General features: G+C 63.0%; 18 protein-coding genes. 11 read left to right on the forward strand and 7 right to left on the reverse strand.

The window, feature by feature from the left end; genetic code table 11:
* The first annotated feature begins 159 nt into the window (after positions 1-159).
* Genes KY494_RS01425 through KY494_RS01440 form a run of 4 tightly spaced genes read left to right on the forward strand, consistent with a single transcriptional unit; the run spans position 160 to position 5,000 of the window.
* A complete protein-coding gene (locus KY494_RS01425) occupies positions 160-1,554 on the forward strand; it encodes a class I SAM-dependent methyltransferase (protein ID WP_219889591.1) in 1,395 nt (464 codons plus the stop codon).
* Positions 1,554-2,897, forward strand: a complete 1,344-nt coding sequence (locus tag KY494_RS01430) for a sensor histidine kinase (RefSeq protein WP_219889592.1) — start codon at positions 1,554-1,556, stop codon at positions 2,895-2,897. The genes KY494_RS01425 and KY494_RS01430 overlap by 1 nt, the downstream gene beginning before the upstream one ends.
* Entirely contained in the window at positions 2,897-3,994 is a 1,098-nt protein-coding gene (locus KY494_RS01435; RefSeq protein ID WP_219889593.1) for a hybrid sensor histidine kinase/response regulator, read from the forward strand. The genes KY494_RS01430 and KY494_RS01435 overlap by 1 nt, the downstream gene beginning before the upstream one ends.
* Positions 3,987-5,000, forward strand: coding sequence for a response regulator (locus KY494_RS01440; RefSeq protein WP_219889594.1), 1,014 nt, complete (start codon positions 3,987-3,989; stop codon positions 4,998-5,000). Before KY494_RS01435 ends, KY494_RS01440 begins: the two co-directional genes overlap by 8 nt.
* Positions 5,001-5,076: 76 nt before the next feature.
* Here KY494_RS01440 and KY494_RS01445 read toward each other — a convergent pair whose 3' ends face one another.
* A complete protein-coding gene (locus KY494_RS01445) occupies positions 5,077-5,604 on the reverse strand; it encodes an SRPBCC family protein (RefSeq protein WP_219889595.1) in 528 nt (175 codons plus the stop codon).
* A 215-nt stretch (positions 5,605-5,819) separates the two neighbouring features.
* On the opposite strand from KY494_RS01445, the gene KY494_RS01450 reads away from it, so the two are divergent.
* Positions 5,820-6,605 (forward strand): DNA/RNA non-specific endonuclease, encoded by a 786-nt coding sequence (locus KY494_RS01450; RefSeq protein WP_219889596.1) that lies wholly within the window; start codon positions 5,820-5,822, stop codon positions 6,603-6,605.
* 24 nt (positions 6,606-6,629) lie between these two features.
* Positions 6,630-6,884, forward strand: a complete 255-nt coding sequence (locus KY494_RS01455) for a hypothetical protein (RefSeq protein WP_219889597.1) — start codon at positions 6,630-6,632, stop codon at positions 6,882-6,884.
* A 37-nt stretch (positions 6,885-6,921) separates the two neighbouring features.
* On the opposite strand, the gene KY494_RS01460 is transcribed toward KY494_RS01455, so the two are convergent.
* The 6 genes from KY494_RS01460 to KY494_RS01485 form a co-directional block, all read right to left on the reverse strand.
* Positions 6,922-7,557: a VOC family protein gene (locus KY494_RS01460; RefSeq protein WP_219889598.1), complete on the reverse strand. Its 636-nt coding sequence runs from the start codon at positions 7,555-7,557 to the stop codon at positions 6,922-6,924.
* A 105-nt stretch (positions 7,558-7,662) separates the two neighbouring features.
* Positions 7,663-10,539: a pitrilysin family protein gene (locus KY494_RS01465; RefSeq protein ID WP_219889599.1), complete on the reverse strand. Its 2,877-nt coding sequence runs from the start codon at positions 10,537-10,539 to the stop codon at positions 7,663-7,665.
* Positions 10,540-10,619: 80 nt separating this feature from the next.
* A complete protein-coding gene (locus KY494_RS01470; protein WP_219134317.1) occupies positions 10,620-10,952 on the reverse strand; it encodes a type II toxin-antitoxin system RelE/ParE family toxin in 333 nt (110 codons plus the stop codon).
* Position 10,953: 1 nt separating this feature from the next.
* Positions 10,954-11,241 carry a type II toxin-antitoxin system Phd/YefM family antitoxin gene (locus KY494_RS01475; RefSeq protein WP_100873192.1) on the reverse strand — a complete coding sequence of 96 codons (288 nt, stop codon included), beginning with the start codon at positions 11,239-11,241 and terminating at the stop codon, positions 10,954-10,956.
* Between the two features lie 82 nt (positions 11,242-11,323).
* Positions 11,324-12,310, reverse strand: coding sequence for a diguanylate cyclase (locus tag KY494_RS01480; RefSeq protein WP_257572087.1), 987 nt, complete (start codon positions 12,308-12,310; stop codon positions 11,324-11,326).
* A gap of 93 nt (positions 12,311-12,403) precedes the next feature.
* Positions 12,404-13,306, reverse strand: coding sequence for a sensor histidine kinase (locus tag KY494_RS01485; RefSeq protein WP_219889600.1), 903 nt, complete (start codon positions 13,304-13,306; stop codon positions 12,404-12,406).
* A gap of 289 nt (positions 13,307-13,595) precedes the next feature.
* Between KY494_RS01485 and queE the strand changes: the two genes are divergently transcribed.
* The 5 genes from queE to KY494_RS01510 all read left to right on the forward strand — a co-directional run bounded on the left by queE (position 13,596) and on the right by KY494_RS01510 (position 18,985).
* Positions 13,596-14,231, forward strand: coding sequence for a 7-carboxy-7-deazaguanine synthase (gene queE / locus KY494_RS01490; RefSeq protein WP_219889601.1), 636 nt, complete (start codon positions 13,596-13,598; stop codon positions 14,229-14,231).
* Between the two features lie 9 nt (positions 14,232-14,240).
* Positions 14,241-14,687: a 6-carboxytetrahydropterin synthase QueD gene (queD, locus tag KY494_RS01495; protein WP_035819191.1), complete on the forward strand. Its 447-nt coding sequence runs from the start codon at positions 14,241-14,243 to the stop codon at positions 14,685-14,687.
* Positions 14,680-15,189 carry a tRNA adenosine(34) deaminase TadA gene (gene tadA / locus KY494_RS01500; protein ID WP_219889602.1) on the forward strand — a complete coding sequence of 170 codons (510 nt, stop codon included), beginning with the start codon at positions 14,680-14,682 and terminating at the stop codon, positions 15,187-15,189. The genes queD and tadA overlap by 8 nt, the downstream gene beginning before the upstream one ends.
* Positions 15,190-15,410: 221 nt before the next feature.
* Entirely contained in the window at positions 15,411-17,768 is a 2,358-nt protein-coding gene (locus KY494_RS01505; protein ID WP_219889603.1) for a TonB-dependent hemoglobin/transferrin/lactoferrin family receptor, read from the forward strand.
* 62 nt (positions 17,769-17,830) lie between these two features.
* Entirely contained in the window at positions 17,831-18,985 is a 1,155-nt protein-coding gene (locus tag KY494_RS01510) for a hemin-degrading factor (RefSeq protein ID WP_219889604.1), read from the forward strand.
* Positions 18,986-19,136: the final 151 nt, after the last annotated feature.

The raw sequence follows: 19,136 nt of genomic DNA on the forward strand, positions 1-19,136 counted from the left end.
TGCCACATCCATAGTACACTCGATCAGAGAGCGAACAGACGCGCTTTGAGGCGCTCCGGTATGGCAGCGACGACCGGTGTGCCGTGCCTTAACCCAGCCTGGAAACTGGCGCGCCCAACGTGGTGCGCCGGCAGCCGGGCAACTTGATAATGCTCAATCGTGTATTCACAATCGCAGATCGATCCAGTCGTCAGTTTCCGTAACACCCAGGGTGAGGCGGTGCGTGGCACGATTTTCAACTTGCAGCGCAATTCGCTGGTCATGGAAATCTACAATCCCTACTCGATTGTGCAGGTCAGCGAGGTGCTCAACGACCTGACGGTGCGCATGGGAACGAAGAACGCCTATGTCGGCAAGGCCGTCGTCATCAGCAGCGTCAACACGGGCCTGACCGCCATCGTTTCCGTCACCCTGATCGACGAGTGGCGCGAGCTCAGCGACGTGGTGGTGGTCAAGGGCGCCGTGGCGAAAGAGTCCAGCGCCTTTGTCGCGGGCTGGGGCGAGCGCTTCCGCATCCGCCGCGATTACCAGATCGTCGTCAACGAAATGCGCGCCTTTTTGTCGGAAGTGGCGCGCTGGGTCGAGCAGGTCGACTTGTCCGATTCGCTGCCGAAGGAAAACGGCCGCCTGCGCGCCGACATCTTCGACGAGCTGGCCTTGCCGCTGATGGAGCAAACCCAGCTGTACTTGCGCCAGCTCGAGGTGGAAGCTTCCCTCGTCGAGGAAGAACGGGCGCCGGCCCACCGCGCGTTCGCCCAGGCGGCCTTGCACCCGCTGATCCTGCGCGCGCCGTTCGTCTTCCGCACGTTTACCAAACCGCTCGGCTACGCGGGCGATTACCAGATGGTCAACCAACTGCTCGACGACCCGCGCCAGGGCCCGAGCACGTATTTCCAGATCGTCAATGCGGCATTCTTGCAGGCCGCCGTGGCGACGGCGCATCGCAACCGCATAGATATCCTGACGGAATTTTTGGCGCACAAGGCGGCCGAGGCGCGCGCGGCAGGGCGCGTGTATAAAGTGCTCAACGTGGGCTGCGGCCCCGCCATCGAGGTGCAGCGTTTCCTGGAAACGTGCTCCGATGCGCAATGGCTGGCCTTCGAACTGGTCGACTTCAGCGGCGAGACCCTGGACTGGACGCGCGCGCGCCTGACCACCATCATGCAGCGCACGGGAAGAGTGGTGGAAATCGATTATGTGCACGACTCCGTGCACAACCTGCTCAAGCGCCGCCACGGCTCGGGTGCCACGGGCTTGCCAGGCAGTTTCGACGCCGTGTATTGCGCCGGCCTGTTCGACTACCTGTCCGACAAGGTGTGTGCGCGCCTGCTGCTGCACTTCGCCTCGCGCGTGGGGCCGGGCGGGCGCCTGCTGGTGACGAATGTGCACGCCGACAATCCGGGCAAGTTTGGCATGGAGCATTTGCTGGAGTGGCATTTGATCTATCGCAATGAAGCGGGCTTGTCGGCCTTGCTGCCCGAACATGCGACGGCGCCGAAAATCTATGTCGACGTCACGGGCGTGAATGTGTTCGCGGAAGTGAGCATTCCTTGATGGATACCCCAGGCCTGCACGCCGGCTACACGGCCGTTTTGCGCGACTTCCGCCTGGAATTCAGCCGCGGCGGGGCTTACACGGGCATCGTGCTGATCCTGCTGGGCATGGGCCTCGATTCGGCCCTGTATCCTGATAAACAGTCGGCATTTACCAGCGCGCGCATCGTCGTGTCCGTGCTGATCTTTTGCGTCGTGCTGGCCATGCGCACGCGCTGGGCGCAAGACCGCATCCAGGGACTGACTTTTGTGTGGCTGATCCTGCCGCAGATCATGATCGCCTGGATGATCGCCGTCACGGAAGGCGCCACCTCGATCTATTACGTGGGCATGACCCTGGCCATTTATTCCTCGGGCATCGTGCTGGCCTTCGGCCTGTGGCAAAACATGGTTTTCGGCGCCATTTCCTGCCTGCTGTACGTGGCCGCCTGCGCCTGGCATGCGGGCGGCTTCGACTTGCCGGCCACGTTTGTCGTCAACTGCCTGTTCCTCATCATGTCGGCCAGCATCAGCGCCGTGTTTACCTATTTCAATGAGCGCGCCCGCTTCATGCTGTTCCAGCTGAAGGCGGAAGTGGCGCAAAAGAACACGCAGCTGGAAGAAACGAATAAAAGCCTGGCCGATATCAAGGGGCAGATGCTGCAGCAGGAGAAAATGGCCGCCATCGGCACCCTGGCCGCCGGCATGCTGCATGAAGTCAACAATCCCGTGAATTTCTGCATGATGGCCATCGAGGTGGCCATCGAAGACCCGGCCGCCAGGCAAAGCGCGCTGGTGAGCGAATGTCTGGCCGACGCCAAGCAGGGCATGCTGCGCGTGCAGCACATCGTGTCCGATTTAAAAACCTTTGCCTACCGCAAGAGCGGCAACCAGCTGGAAACGGGGCACTTCCAGTTCCGCAGCGCGCTCGACGCGGCCATTCGCCTGGTGGGGCACGAAACGAAGAATGTCAGCATCAGCCACGACTTGCCGGTCGACACTCTGGTGCGCGGCGACGAGGCGGCCATCGTGGGCGTGCTGATCAACTTGCTGGGCAATGCCGTGCTGTCCATGCGCAAGGGCAATGCGCCGCCGTTCGAGATCCGCATCACGGCCCACTGGGACGAGAACCGCCTGCGCATCAGCGTGCGCGACAACGGCCCCGGCATCGCCCCGGAAAACCTGGCGCGCGTGTTCGAACCGTTCTTCACCACGCGCGAAGTGGGGCAGGGGCTGGGCCTGGGCCTGAGCATCAGCTATGGCGTGATCGAGCGCCACGGCGGCACCCTCTCCGCCGAAAGCGAGCTGGGTGTATGGGCCAGCATGAATTTCGACTTGCAGCGCTCCGACTGGGAGGGCCGTTAATGGACAACGATAGCCGCGCCAGCGTGCTGTACGTGGACGACGAAGCGCTCGCCTGCAAGTATTTCGAGCGCGCCGTCGGTGCGCGCTACCGCGTGCTGACGGCGCACAGCGTCGATGCGGCGCTGGCCTTGCTGAAAGACGAGGCCGCCCAGATTGACGTGCTCGTCACCGATTACCGCATGCCGGACCGCCTGGGCAGCGAGCTGCTGCAGGAAGTGGCGCAGCGCTATCCGCACATCGTCTGCATGCTGGTCACCGCCTATGCGGACAAGGACGTGCTGCTGGAGCTGATCAACGGCGGCTCGCTGTTCCGCCTGCTGGAAAAGCCGCTCGACCTGGCCGCCATGCAAACGGCGCTGCAGCTGGCCGTGCAGACGGGACGCGAGCGCGCCGCGCGCCGCCAGGGTCTGGTGGCGATGGAGGAGTCGCTGGCCTTCCTGGCGCACGAATTGAACACGCCGCTGGCGGCCATCGCCAATTTTGCGCGCGGCATCGCGCGGCGCGCGCAGGCGGATTCCGCACCGCAGGCCGAGATCGGCGAAGCGGCCGCCTTGATGCACGACAATGCGCGCTATTGTTTGTCCGTGCTGGCCAGCTTTGTCGACACGGTGCGCCTGGCCAGCGCCGGGCCGGGCATGCAGGGCGGACGCAGCGCCGGCAGCGCGCGCCAGCTGCTGGCCGCCTTGCTCGACAGTTACCCCTTGAGCACGCCCCAGCGCGCCGCCATCTCGGTCGAAGTGGGCGAGGATTTCTCCATTGCCGAGTCGCCCAACTGCGTTGCGCTGATTGTATCGTCCGTGCTGGCGAACGCCTTGCGCTCGGCCGGTGAGCAAGATCATCCGGCGATCGGCATCCGCATCGATGCGGGCCGCATCACGGTGCGCGATAATGGCGCCGGCATCGCCCCCGAGATTGTGGCCCAGTTGTTGCTCGACCCCGTGAGTGCCAGCGGTGACGAAGGCAAGGGCTGGGGCATGGTGTTTTGCCACCGCATGATGCAATCGTTCGGCGGCAACCTCGATATCGCCACCGAATTTGGCAGTGCCACCACGGTCACCCTGAATTTTCCAGTACATATAAGGAACGAGCATGATTGACGCCAATCTGCGTTTACCGGCTCAGCTTGAGCCGGCGCAAGGCTTGCCGACGATACTCTATGTCGATGACGAGGCCAACGCCCTCAAATATTTCCAGCGCGCCATCGCGCCGCTGGCCGACGTGCTGACGGCCACCTCGGTCGAGGAGGGCAAGCGCATCCTCGACGAGCAGGCCGACCGCATCGCCGTGCTGGTGTCGGACCAGCGCATGCCGGGTGCCTACGGCAACGAGCTGCTTTCGTATTGCTGGGACCGCCATCCGCACATCGTGCGCATTTTGACCACCGCGTATTCCGAACTGGAGCACACGGTGGAAGCCGTCAACCAGGGGCAGATCCACCGCTACATCCAGAAGCCGTGGGATATCGCGGCGCTGCGCATGGAACTCAAGCAGGCGTTGGAACTGGCGCGGCTGCGCAATGAACACGCCCAGCTGCTGCGCGAAAAGCTGATGGTGCGGCAGCGGCAAGCCGTCGCCAACCGCATCGGCACCCTGTACGCCTTGTGCGCCAGCCTGGCCGGTCCGGAACAGCAGCTGCCCGTGGAAGCGTATCTGTCGGCGGCCCTGACGGCCGGCGTCACGCCGCCCGAGCCGGACTGGCTGCTGATGGATTATGCCGACCTGGTCAGTTCGGAAGCCTTCCGCGGCACCGCCTTTGCCGCCGCCGTGCGCCAGCAGCTCGACACGCTCGAGCGCGAGCATCCGGGACGTGGCGTGGAGCAGGCGATCGACATGCTGTTGCCCGTGTTTGGCGCGGCGCTGCAAAACCAGGGCGGCACGGCCCTGTTCCTCGATGGCCGCCTGCTGACGGAATTCCTGGAAACGCCGACCACCACGCCCGTCTCGTCCATCCACGCATTCTGGCTGGCCAGCCTGCTGTGGCTGGCGCGGCGCGGCTGGTCCCTGCAGCTGAGCAAGACGGAGCACGGCTTGCAGGGCAAGGTGGTGCAGGCTGAACCGGCGCTCACGCCCGACCACCTGGCGGCCTGGATCGAGCAGTTCTGAGCAGGCTTGCCCGCAAGGGGCAGCGCAAAATAAAACAGGGCCGCGCGGGCCCTGTTTCTGCTTGCCGCCGGCAGGCTTAGCGTTCCGACGCCGCCTTCAGGTTGTTCAAGCCCTTTTCAAAATCCTTGCCGATCATCCGGTCCATGCTGACAAACACTGTCATCACTTTGCTGACGTAAGGGCTGGGACCCGTCATGGTCCAGTTTACCTTGGTGCCGTCACCCTCGGGTGTCATGGTAAATGTGGTGGTGTTATGGCTTTCGAACGGTTTCAGGAAGTCCAGCTTGATGACGGTGCGCTCGGGCTGGGCCGCTTCCGTGATTTCCATGCGGCCGGCGCCCACCTTGTCATTGCCTTGCCACGCATATTGCGCGCCCAGGCCATTGGCCGGGCCCGCAAAGGTGCGGCGCATGGCGGGATCGAGCTTTTCCCACGGCGACCAGGCGGTCCAGTAATGGAAGTCCGTGATCAGGGCGGCGATTTTTTCGGGCGGGGCCTTGATGGTGATTTCGCGCTGGACACTGAAGGTGTCGGGCTTGGTGGTGGCATAGCCGAGGATGGCGGCGACGATGACAACGATCAGCAGCAGGGTTTTTTTGATCATATGCTCTCCAGATCTTGAATGGTCGATGCGAACGAATCAAGGCAATCTTAGCAGATATGAATGGCTGTGCGCGACCGCCTGGCCTTTATTTGCGCCAGCTCTGTGCAGGGCTGCCTGCACGCCAGTTCGCCGTCGCGCACAGGTGCGCACGCCAGGTTTGTGGCGGGAGCGCGCGTCCGCTAGAATGCTGGCCTGCAAAGATTTCAGAGGGAAATATGATTCAACGATCGATCGCCAGGCTGACCCTGGCGTGCGGCTTGCTGGCTTGCGCCTTTGCCGCGAACCTGGCGCATGCCGATGCCTGTCCCGCCCATTACGTCGATGGCCGCAAGCCGGAAATCACCAACCCCAAGCTGGACGTGGCGACCAAAGAGCTGTGCTACAACGTGTTTGGCGTGATGCATTCGGGGATCACCCGCACGCCCCTGTGGTCGGCCGAGCACTTGACGGTGAATAATCTGGAAGCGGCGCAGGACTTGTCGCGCGAAAACTCCTTCCACGCTGAACGCAAGCTGCCCGCCGCCCAGCGCGCGGAATTGGCCGACTATGCGCGCAGCGGCTTCGACCGTGGCCACATGGCGCCGAACGGCGACATGCCGGACCGCCAGAGCCAGCGCGACAGCTTTACCCTGGCGAACATGGTGCCGCAGGATGCGCGCAACAACCGCTATGTATGGGCCGGCATCGAGGGCGCCGTGCGCAAGATGGCGAAGAAGGAGGGCGATTTGTACGTGATCACGGGGCCGGCCTTCATTGGCGGCAACCTGCGCAAGGTGGGCAGAGTCATCGTGCCCAGCCACCTGTACAAGGCCGTGTACAGCCCGCGCCAGCGCGCCGGCGCCGCCTACTTCATCGAAAACGTCGATACCAAGGCGTATGAAGTGCTGAGCATTGCACAGCTGGAAGACAATATAGGCATCGATCTGTTACCGTCGCTGACGCGGCAGCAGAAGCTGCGCATGCTGAGTTTGCCCAAGATCAATAGCAAATCCAAGAAATAACCAGACCGTCGAAAAGGAAATCCCATGTGCGCAAAAAAATTCGTCCCGTATGCCAATGAAAGCGATGTGCTGGAAATCGGCAATCTGAGCATCGAAAACCGGGTCGACCGCATCAGCCTCAGCGGCGACATCGACCTGACCCTGGACAAGCCGGGCCTGGCGCTGGCGAAACAGCTGCAAAAGCTGCTGGCCGACGTGGTGGCCCAGCTGGAAAAGCAGCAATTGCCGGACCAGTTGCCGCCGCCCGAGGTGACGTCGGTGGCCAATCCCTTCGAGTGAGTTGGCAAGCGCGGGGGCGGTTGATCGTCCCCCGCGCTTACAATTGGCGCGGCCCCTGCGGCGTATCGATGTGGGCCACCAGGCCGGCGCCGCGTTCCCCTGTCGATAGGTGCACCGTCAGCTGGCTATCCAGGCCCAGCGAGAGCAGCAAGCGAGCAATGCGTTCGGGTTCGGGATGAAACAGTTCTAGCTTGATGAGGGACAGCCCATGATCCTGCAGCCTGGCCGCGGGGTGCGCCTCCGCCTGCCACTCGATGAGTGCCGGGGCGACGCCGTTCAAGGGCAACGCGCCATCATCGGGAATGGTGATCAGCCAATTCAGGGCACCCCTGCTCATGGCTTCGATATTTCCAAGCGGCTCCGAACAAGCCGCAACGCTCGCCTGGATATCGGTGGTGCGGGCTATCCAGGTGGCGAGTGCCGGCGCCGCATCGGCGGCCAGGGTGTCGAGCGCGAACCAGCGGGGCCTCGACGGTAGCGGCGCCCTGGGGGCGGGCGCGATCACCTCCAGATAGACAGCATCGCCAAGTCGCAACAGAAGGTTGTGCGTCCCCATGCGGGCATGCGCTCCGCCAGCTTGAGGTTCCACCCCCAGCGCCAGCCGCACCAGCTCCGCACCCGCTTCCAGCGTTGGCGCCGTGATGGCGATATGGTCAATGTGGCAGCGTGGCATTCAGATCCTTCACCGTAAGGTCGTTGAGATGTTCATGCCAGGTCATCCTCGGAGGCAACCTCATCCGAGATGCTTCGTCAGATGAGGTTGATCCAGCACTAGCTCTTACTTCGCGAATGCCTGCGCGGCCGGCGTCACGGTGACGGCTGCTGGTTTGATGTGCAGCTGCATCGCGCCGATGACCTTGTCTTCATCGAGCAAGGCCTGCGGCTTGTTGCCGTCGTACTTGATGGGGGAAAACGCATCGCTGACGAGCTTTTCCTTCAAGCCGGCCGCATCCTTGGCGACGATCACCACGGACAGGTTCTTTGCCGACAGATGCTGTTTGATGGCGCGGTTGACATCTTGTACCGTCAGTTTCGACAAGCCATCACGCATCAGCTTGGTGAACTCGGGCGTGCCATACCATTGCGAATCGAGCGCGTAACCGAGTTGCTGGTCTTGCGTCGAGGTCATGACGAAGACGTTCTTCATCAGGTAGTCGCGCGTGGTGGCGAAATCGTCCTGCGTCAGGCCGTTGTCGACGAGCTTGCCCAGTTCCGTCAGGGCCACGCGCAGGGCGAAGTGGGCGTTTTCCGGCGCCACGGGGCGGATCCAGATCTCGAACAGCTGCGCCTTGCGGCCCAGGTTCGGGTTCGGGAAGAACTGGTACATGCCGCGCGGGAACGCTTCGATGTACGCGTAATCGCCATAGTTCATGCCGCGCAGTTCACGGATGCGCTGGTACAGGTAGGAGTTCGAGGCGCGGTGTTCGCCCAACCACGTCTTCGCCAGCCACAGGGCGGGGAAGTCCGGGTGCGTGCGCGTCACCTCCAGAGGCAGGCCGAAGGAAATCGCCGTGGCGCGCGTGTTTTTCTCGATGATTTCCACTTCCAGCCCTTGCGCCTTGCGGCCTGCGGGTTTCACGGTGGCCGGCAAGCCTGGGCCGGCCGGCAAGCTTGCCAGTGCCTGCGTCAGCGAGGCCGTCATGGCGTCGGACACGTCGCCGGAAATGCCCACCTTGACGGCGCCTTGCGCATACGCGCTCTTCCAGAACTGTTTCACGTCGTCCAGGGTGATGGCGTCGATGCCGGCGAGCGTGCCCAGCACCGGGTGGCCATATGGCGTGCCCGCATACACATTCGTTTGCAGCCGTTCCTTGGCGAATTCCTCTTCGTTATTGTCCTTCAGGTCCAGCAGCAGCGCGTTCTTTTGCGCATCCTTCAGGCGGCGGAAGTCGTCTTCGCGGAAACCGGGCGACAGCAGCAGCGGCAGGGCGATGGCGTTGAACTGGGTCCAGTTATCCCTGTGGATGGAGCCCGTAAACGTCGTCATTTCCTTGTCCGTCTGCTGGCTGAAACTGCCGGCCAGCGGGAACAGGGCCTGGTTGACTTCGTCGATCTTGCGTTCGGACGACCCGCCGGACGCCACCATGGCGGCCGTCAGCGCGGCCAGGCCTTCCTTGCCCTGCGGGTCTTGCGCGGAACCGGCCGTAAACAGCAGCTTGTAGCGGATTTGCGGCAGCGCCGATTTTTGCACCAGCACGTCGAATTTCGCGTTCGAGGCGGCCGGCAGCAGGCTGGCCAGCTTCGGCGTGGTGGCGATGGCGGCGGCCATCGGCTGATTTGACAGGGTGGTCACCACCAGGCCGTCGTCCGTCAGGTATTTGCGCGCGGCCGCCTGCAGGTCGGCCGGCGTGAGCGTATCGATCAGGCGGTAGTACTGGTTGATGGTGGCGTAGGAACGGTCGAAATGCACGAAGGACGCCAGGGTGCCGGCGATCTGCTCCGTGTTGTCGAGCGAGCGGATCAAGCCGTATTTTTCGGCCGACTTGGCGTCCGCCAGGTCTTTTTCGCTCACTGGCGTGTCGCGCAGTCGCGCCACGGTGGTCAATATGGCATCGCGCACGTAGACGGCGTCATCGATGTTTTTCACGCGCGCGCCCAGCACGGCCAGGGTCGGGTCGACGCGGTCCGGCGTCATCTCGAACAGCTGGTCGACCTTTTGCTCGTTTTGCACCAGGCGTTTATACAGGGGCGAGGTGCGGCCGAACGACAGCGACAGCAAGGTCGCCAGCGCCGCCTGGTCCTTGTCCTTCACGGAAAACGCGGGCGCGTGGAAACCGACGGCCACCCATGGCAGGGTCGGCGTGGGCCAGGTCACGTGCTTGTAGACGGGGCCATGCGGCGCGGGTTCCACGGGTACGGCCGCCTGCTGTTTGCCGCGCTGCCAGGCGCTCCAGTATTTTTCCACCAGCGCGATGGCTTGCTGCGGCTCCACGTCGCCGGCGATGATGATGGTGGTGCGCTCGGGACGGTACCAGCGGTCGAAGAAGAGCTTCGAATACGCGTACTGGTTCGGCATGTCTTCGATGTCCTGGATAAAGCCCATCGTCGTGTGCTTGTAGGTATGCGTCGTATAGGCGCTGTCGCGCATCACTTCGAACAGTTTCGAGACGGGATTGGCGCTGTTCTTGTTGTATTCGCCCAGCACGGCCCGCGATTCCGTCTTGAACGCGTCTTCCGCGTAGTCGAGGTGCTGGAAGCGGTCCGCTTCCACCTTCAGCACGGTTTCCAGGTCTTGCTTGGCGAACGTCGTGTGGTAATTGGTCAGGTCGTCGCTCGTGTAGGCGTTCTGGCGCGCGCCGGCGCGGGTGATGACTTCCTGGTATTTCTCAGGCGGATAAGCCTTGGTGCCGCGGAACATCATGTGTTCGAAGAAGTGGGCAAAGCCGGACTTGCCCGGCTCGACTTCATTGCGCGAGCCCGTCTGCACGGGAATCTGCAAGGAAACCAGGTTGGGGAAGCCGGTCGGCACGATGATGATCTTTAATCCATTGGCCAGGGTCTTTTCCGTGGCCTTGAACGGCAGCAAATCCGCCTTGACGGCGGTGGCGCTGTGGGCGGCGGCCGGTTGGACGGGCGCGGCGCCCAGGTTCGACGCGGCCATGGCCGACAGGGCCAGGGCGAAAGCGGGTAATAAAGCGGGCATGATTCTTGACACGGGGGCTCCTTCTTTTTGGACGTTATGAAAGTGCAACGCCGCAGCATAGAATATTCGTGCCGCCGTGCATAGGGGCGAGATTAAAAGTCGGGCCGCAGGATGCGTGCCGTCAGATGGCTGAGGAAGTCGCGCCGGGTCGGCAGGAACATGCGGATATACACGATGCCGTGTGCGCGCTCATGCTGGTACACGACGCGGATGTCGTGGCACAGGCGCTGCCGCACGTCCAGGCCGAGGTCGCGGGCTTCTTCGATGGGTGCGCCGCTGTCGGGAAAGGTCTTGAGATCGGCCAAAAGTTGCCGAAAGTCCGCAGTGAACTGCTCGCAGGCCGCCGCCGCATGGCGCGCCTGGAAGTCGCTGCGCAATTCCCTGAAATCGGCTGCTGCGCTGTTCAGCACGACGATGCGCGTCATCTCAAGCCTGGTCGAGGCTGGACAGGAAGTCTTCTTCGGACACCACGTCGCCGCGCGCGATGTCCTGGTTGCCCATGGCGATCAGTTTCATGAACGCGTGCTGTTCCTGCATCTGCTGCGCCTGCCGCTTGCCTTCCTGGTAGGCGTGCATGGACAGCACGACCATCTTCGCTTCGCCATTTTGCGTGATGATGATGGGCTCGTCCTGGCCCGCGTCAAAGCTGTTGACGATCTCGGTCGTATTGGCCTTGAGGTAGGAGATCGGCTTGATGCGTTCCTTGAGGTTCATGGCGGCTCCGAATGCGTAAAACTGTGACAGGACTAAATATACACCAAATTTGGTCGTGTCTCCTGATGCTGGCACTTGCCGCTTACGTCAGCGTGGTTTCTGGCAGGCTGATGCGGTTGCGGCCCAGGTGCTTGGCGCGGTACAGGGCGCAGTCGGCCGTGTGGATCAATTGTCCCAGTTCCGTGCCGGGGCCGGGCAGGGCCGTGGCGGCGCCGATGCTGACAGTGACGCAGGCACCGCCGGAGCGCTTGCGCGGCAGTTGCAGCCGCTCCACGCGCTGGCGGATGCGTTCGGCCACGATGGCCGCGCCCTTGAGCGACTGGTTCGGCAGGATGACGGCAAATTCCTCGCCGCCATAGCGGGCCACCAGGTCGTTCGTGCGCATTTCGCTGGCCACGGCGCCGGCCACCTTGCGCAGGCACAGGTCGCCGCCCTGGTGGCCGTGGCTGTCGTTGTACTCCTTGAAATTGTCGACATCGACCATCAGCAGCGACAGGGGCTGGCCCTGCCGCTGGGCGCGCTGCCACTCGGCCAGGATGGTGTCGTCGAAGCAGCGTCGGTTTGCCAGGCCCGTCAGGCCGTCGCGCGTGGCCAGGCGTTCCAGTTCCACCTGCGCGCGCTTTTCATCGGTCATGTCGCGCAGGGTTTCGACCACGGCGATCAGTTCGTCGCCATTGCCGTAGATGGGGCTGGCATCGACGGCCAGGTAGCGGCGCCGTCCCGTGCGCGGCATGTCGCACCAATTTTCCGCACACAGATTGTTGCCGGTGCTGTTGCGGTATTGCTGCTGTGCGTGCAGTGCGCGCATGTCGCCGCCGCGTCCGGCCAGCAGCAGGTCGGCCAGAGTGGGGCGCTCGTCATTGTAAAAACAGCGGCCCGGCTCGCACGTGCCCAGTACTTCGCTGGCCGGCACGCCCGTCAGCTGCTCGCAGGCGCGGTTCCAGATCATCACCCGCCCATGCACATCGAGGACAAAGGTGGGCACCACCAGCAATTCCATCATCTTGACGGCGAAACTCTGGGCTTCGCCATACGGCGATGCGCTGGCATGTGCGTGACTATCCGGCATGAATGCATCCTTCCTGGGCGTGAATGGGGGGAGCTGGCTCCTTGGCCATGATGCAGCGTGGAGTAGCGATGGTGTTGATATAGAGCAATATTTTCAGCGATGGACCATCGCTTCTTCATGGCGGCAGTCTGGCAGGGGCAGCGACAGGTGCAAGGTGGTGCCGGCGCCGCTGTGGCTGGCGATGTGCAGGCTGCCGCCGGCGGCGGCCACGCGCTCATGCATGCCGGACAGGCCGCAACCGAGGCGCGGCGGCGAACCGGTCAGTCCGACGCCGTCGTCGCTGATGCGGCAGGCGAGGATGTCGCCCGCCTGTTGCAGGCACAGCTGGACATGCGTGGCACGCGCATGGCGGGCGATATTGGCCAGCGCTTCCTGCAGCGCGTGGTATAGCAGGGGGCCGTGCGCGCTGCCGGCGGCGGCGTCGAGCCGGTAATCGCAGCTGCAATCGATGCCCGTGCTGCGCTGGAAGTCCGCCAGCAAGCCATCGCACGCCGCTTGCAGGCCGGCATCGAGGGCGGGCGGGCGCAGGTCGTGGATGACGCGGCGCAGCGCCGCGATGCTGAGGTCGACATTGCGCGCCATCACGGCCAGTTGCCGCGCCAGCTGGGGCGTCGCGCCCTGCGTGCTGGCCTGCAGCATGGACAGGTCGATTTTCAGGGTCAGCAAATGCTGGCCCAGGTCGTCGTGGATGTCGCGCCCGATGCGCAGGCGTTCCTGTTCGCGCGCCTTGCGTTGCCCGCTGGCCAGGCGCGTCTGCTCGGCGTCGGCGCGCAGCTGCTCCTGCGCCCGCTGGCGCTGGAGCAGCCGGTGCTGGCGCCACAGCAGCAGCGCCAGCGCGCCTGGCACGAGGGCGCAGGCCGCCATCAGGGGCCAGGGCAGGCTGGCTTGCGCCAGTGACCCGGCGGCATGGCCGGCATACAGGGATGCGAGTGCGCCGGCCGTCAGGCAGGCCAGAATGCTCAGGCGATACGGCAGGCGTATCCAGCGTTGCAGCATGTCCTTGCTCCCTAAATGTTTTCCAACAAGCAATGTTCTTACAGAAAATATATTAACTTTGGGTTATTTATATTGTCTAAACGCAAAAGCTACGCAGTTATGCCTGCCGCTGTGGCTTTCTTGCCCGTTGACACCTTGGCGCCAGGTGGCGGGCACGGCATTTGCACGGGAAGTGTCGCGGCGACATATAATAGAGGGTTGTCAATCGGCATTTGCGGTTCCGGCGCTGTGCGCGGGCATCGCGGCGGTCGCCCTGCGCGAGGACGCCAGCCAGCTCTTAGGAAATACAGTGACTTATAGCATCAAAGAGATTTTTTATACCCTGCAGGGCGAAGGTGCGCACGCGGGCCGTCCGGCCGTGTTTTGCCGCTTTTCCGGCTGCAATCTGTGGACGGGCCGCGAAAGCGACCGCGCCACGGCCGTGTGCCAGTTCTGCGACACGGATTTCGTCGGCACCGATGGCGAACGGGGCGGCAAGTTCAAGACGCCGCAGGAACTGGCCGCGCTGATCGACAGCCTGTGGCCGGCCAGCTACGCACCGAGCAAATACGTGGTGTTTACGGGCGGCGAACCGCTGCTGCAACTGGACACGGCCCTGATCGACGCCATGCACGCGGTGGGCTTTACCATCGCCATCGAAACCAACGGCACCTTGCCCGTGCCGCCCGGTGTGGACTGGATCTGCGTCAGCCCGAAGATGGGTTCGACGCTGGTCGTACACAAAGGCAATGAAATCAAGGTGGTCATTCCCCAGTTCCAGCAAGACCTGGCCGCCTACGAACAACTGGACTTCGAGAACTTCTTCGTGCAGGCGATGGACGGCCCCCTGGCCGCGTACAACCTGCAGCTGGCCATCGAGACGTGCAAAAGCAACCCGAAGTGGAAGCTGAGCCTGCAAACCCATAAACTCCTGCAAATACCTTAACAAAACAATATGCTGACTATCACACGCAAGCTCGAATTCGACGCGGGCCACCGCATTCCCGATCACAAAAGCCAGTGCCGCAACCTGCACGGCCACCGCTACACGGTGGAAATCACGCTGGTCGGCAAGGTCATCGAAGCGGAAGGCAATTCCGACAACGGCATGATCATGGACTTTTCCGACGTGAAAACCCTGGCCAAGCAGCACCTGGTCGACGTGTGGGACCACGCCTTCCTCGTGTATGAAAAAGACACGGCCGTGCGCGACTTCCTGGCCAGCCTGCCCGACCATAAAACCGTCGTCATCGACCGCATCCCGACGGTGGAAAACCTGGCGCGCATCGCCTTCGAGATCCTGAAGGCGGCATTTACCGACCATTTCGGCACCGGCTTGCACCTGCATAAACTGGTGCTGCATGAAACGCCGAATTGCTGGGCAGAAGTGACCGATGACTGAAACGCACGCTGGCGCGCAGGACGCGCGCTACATGCAGCTGGCCCTGGAACAGGCCCAGTACGCGTGGGACCTGGGCGAAGTGCCCGTGGGCGCTGTCGTCGTCAAGGATGGCGAAGTCATCGCCGTGGGCTATAACCAGCCCATCGGCCGCCATGACCCCACGGCCCACGCGGAAGTGATGGCCTTGCGCGCCGCCGCCGAGAAGCTGGGCAACTATCGGCTGCCCGGCTGCGAACTATATGTGACCCTGGAGCCGTGCGTGATGTGCTCGGGCGCCATGCTGCATGCACGGCTGGCGCGCGTGGTGTATGGCGCGGGCGATCCGAAGACGGGCGCCTGCGGTTCCGTGCTGAATCTGTTCGAGCAGCCGGCGCTGAATCACCAGACGGCGATCGTTGGCGGCGTGCTGGCCGACGAGTGCGGCGCCTTCCTCAAGCGTTTCTTTGTCGAGCGCCGCCGCGCACAGGCGCAAGCGCGCAAGCTGGCCCATCCGCCGGCCTGACAGGGCAGGGCCGCGATGGCCTTGTCGTGTTTGCCATCCTTGCCAGCCATCGCGGCTGGCATTTTTTGTAACTGTTGCGAAATAACATCTGTCTAGACCACTTTGCCATTCTCAAATGAGAATGATTCGTGTTACAGTATTGTTTTCGCCAGCAAACTTCCCTTGCGCATCGTTATCGATCCGGGTTCAAGAGCCAGCCTCCACTCTCAAACCGGATCATCATGACTACAGTGCTTCTGCAGCGCTCCGCTGCGCCCGTCGTATCTCCCGTTCCTGCCCGCCGCCACAACCTGGTGCTGCGCGCCGCCTTGCTGGGCCTGTTCGCCGCGCCGCTGCTGCCGGTTTGCGCGCAAAATGCCGCCATCAACGCGGGCACGGCGGCGCAGGAACCGGCCAAGCTGCCTGTCTTCCCGGAAATCGTCGTCAATGCCAAGCAGGACTATGAACGCCGCGCCGGCACGAAGACGGTCGTCACGGCGGACGACCTGGAGCGCCGCAATGTCACGGACATGGGCGGCATCGTGCGCTACCTGCCGTTGATTACCGCGCCAGCGGCGGCGTCGGGCAGCGGCAGCGTATGGGATGGTTCGGGCAACACCGGTTACAACATCCGCGGCCTGGAAGGCAACCGGGTCAGCCTGGAGCTCGACGGCATTGCGCTGCCCGACGCGGCGCCGAAGCCGGACGGCAACACCCTCAACGCCTTCGCCACGGGCCGTGATTATTTCGACCCAGAAACCTTCCGCGAAGTGCGCATCGATTCGGGCACGACGGCCGCCAGCGGCGCCAATCCAGGCCTGGGTGGCGGCGTGGCTTTCATCACCAAGTCGCCCGAGGATTACCTGGGCGAGGGGCGGGATCACTATGTCGCCTATAAATACGGCCGCGCCACGGCAGATCGCAGCAATGCGCACACCCTGACGGGCGCCGCCAAAATCGGCGCCAATCTGCAGGGCCTGGCCGTCTACGTGCACCGCGATGGCGAGCAGACGGACAGCCGCGGCACCACCCCCGTCAACCCGGACGACTGGCATTCGAACGCCTTGCTGTCGAAGCTCGTGTGGACCTTGCCGGGCGAACAGAAGCTCGACTTGACGGTCGATATGTTCGAGCGCAAGAACAAGCGCGATCTGCGCAGCAAGGTCAGCACGTATTATCCGACGGGCGTGCAGCAGGATTCCACCACGAAACGTACGCGCGTCAGCCTGGGCCACGATGTGGTGCTCAAGGATTTTGCCCTGTTCGACCGACTGACGTCGAAAGTCTATGTCCAGAACGCGAAAACGCAAGACAAGACCAACGGACGCTACACGTACCGCGGCAACTATTTGCGCTCCATCGACACCAGCTTCAAGAATGACAGCATCGGCGTCACGTCCGAAGCGTTCAAGCAGCTCAATGCGGACAACGCGCTGCTGTACGGCGTGCAGCTGGAACAGCTGAAAACGCGCCGGCCGTGGCGTGAAGACCGCACCGTCGTCGCCACGGGCCAGCATCAGATCACCAACAAGAACCGCATGGCCGACATGGACACGAGCAAGCTGGCCCTGTACGTGCGCGACGATCTCAGCTTTGATCTGGCTGGCAAGAAGGCCGTGCTGACGCCGGGATTGCGTGCCGATTACCGCAAGGACGCGCCGAAAAACCTGCAAAGTTACGCCATCGGCGTGCCTGGCGCAGCCAAGGAAGTGCGCAAGCAGAGCGACACGTATTTCACGCCGAGCCTGAGCCTGTCCGTGGAAGTCTTGCCGCAAATGAACGCCTACGCCACCGTGACGCGCGGCACGCGCCTGCCGACGGCGGCCGAACGCACGGGCACCTATGATTCCATCAGCTATACGGGCGCGGGTACGGGCTATGCCGTGCTGGGCAATGCGAATTTGCGCAAGGAAACCAGCCAGGCCTATGAACTGGGCTTGAAGGGCGACATCGTCAAGGGCTTGAGCATGCATGCGTCCGTCTACCAGACGGAATACAAGAACATGATCGAGTATGTGATGCAGGAAGATGATCCGGTCAACTATCCCACCATCACCCAGGGCCTGTTCCGTCCGGAAAACATTGGCAATGCGCGCACCTGGGGCGCCGAGCTGACCCTGCGCGCGGAGCTGGGCGCCTGGGCGCCAGCGATGCAGGGTTACCACGTCGACCTGGCAACGGGCGTGGCCAAGGGCCGCTCCTTCAATAGCCTGACGGGCGACAGCGGCGGCCTGGCCTCGGTGGCACCGGCCAAGTCGGCCTTGACCTTCGGCTACGACCATGCGAACGAGCTGTTCGGCCTGGCCCTGACGGCCGTGCATGCGGGCGAAAAACAGGCGCCGAACGACTTGCTGACGGGCACGACCGCGCCCCGTTTCAGCGTGCCGTCGTACACGATCTTTGACTTGTCGACCTACTGGAACGTGCACAAGAACGCGAAGATCGTCGTCGGCGTGTATAACTTGACGGATCGCAAGTATTGGGACTACGCCGCCGCGCGCAGCCTGTCCGCCGGCACCACGGCCGCCAATCGCGCCGAGATCGAGCGCTACGCCAAGCCGGGCCGCAACCTCGCCGCCAGCCTCAGCGTCAATTTCTAAATTTTTACCGGGGAGGGGTGCTTGCCCCTCTTATTTTCCATGTTTGATTGAATGGTCTCTCTATGAAGTTATCCAAACTCGTTCTATCCCTGCTAGGCAGCCTGCTGATTGCAAACGCATACGCGGCCCCAGCCACCCTGGCGGAACGCTGGTCCACCTTGCGCACCGAGCAGCCCAAGCTGCAGATCCGCGACGCGGCGCGCGCGCTGGGCGCGTCGGAAGCGCAATTGCTGGCAACTAACATCGGCAAGGGCGTCACGCGCCTGCAGGCCGATGGCAACCAGCCGCGCGAAATCATGCGCGCCGCGCTGGACCTGGGCCTCGTGCAAGCGATCACGCGCAATGAGAACGGCGTCATCGAGACGACGGGCGTCGCCAGCAAGTTCAAGCAGGCGGGCGACAAGTCCGAGCAGGCCGACGCCAAGGACCCGGAAACGGAAGCACGCCAGCGCAATATCGCGGGCGGCTACCTGGGCGGCCAGATCGACCTGCGTTTCCACTTTGAAAACTGGAAATACGCATTTGCCGTGGAGCAAGCGGGCCGCGACGGCAAGCCCACGCGCAGCCTGCAATTCTTTGACGCCAATGGCACGGCCGTGCACAAAATCTACCTGCGCAACGAGCCTGGCGTGGCCGTCTACGATAAATTGGTGGCGACCTTCCGCCTGCCCCAGCAAAGCGCCGAATTGAACGTGCTGGCCGTGGCACCGAAAGCGGCGGAAAAGCCGGACAGCGAAATCGACGTCAAGGAATTCCAGCTGGCCTGGAAAGACATGACGGACGTGCACCAGTTTGCGCAAATCATGCGCGAATTCCACCTGACGCGCGAACAGGCGCTGCGCCTGGCACCGGCCGGCGTGGTCGAGCGCGTGACGCCGCAAGCGCTGCGCACCCTGCTGGAAAACGCGGCCAGGGACAAGGTCGCCATCATGGTCTTCCTGGGCAATGAAGGCTTGACGCAGATCTACAGCGGCAAGATCGAGAAAACCATGGCCGCCGGCGGCTTCTTCAACGTGCTGGACCCGGATTTTAATTTGCACATCCGCGACACGGCCCTGCGCAGCGGCTGGGTCGTCAAGCGCGGCGGCGTCACTTCCGTCGAATTCTTCGACAACGACGGCACGCAAGTGGTCTCCTTCTTCGGCGTGCGCGAGCGCGGCAAACCGCAGCCGCAAGCATGGGTGGATCTGGCCGATAGTCTGCCAAAGGCAAAATAATGTTTTTTGCAAGTTGATGAGTATCAGCACGTGACAGAACCGTAGCGAGCGGAAGCGAATTGTGGTCGAGAAGCGCAACCGTACGAAGGTACGGTGAGCATCGCAGGCCGCAAGTCGCGACGCGCAGTAGGTTCTGTCATGTGCAAGCAGA

Source organism: Janthinobacterium sp. PAMC25594 (genome assembly GCF_019443505.1).
Classification (GTDB): Bacteria; Pseudomonadota; Gammaproteobacteria; order Burkholderiales; family Burkholderiaceae_D; genus Janthinobacterium.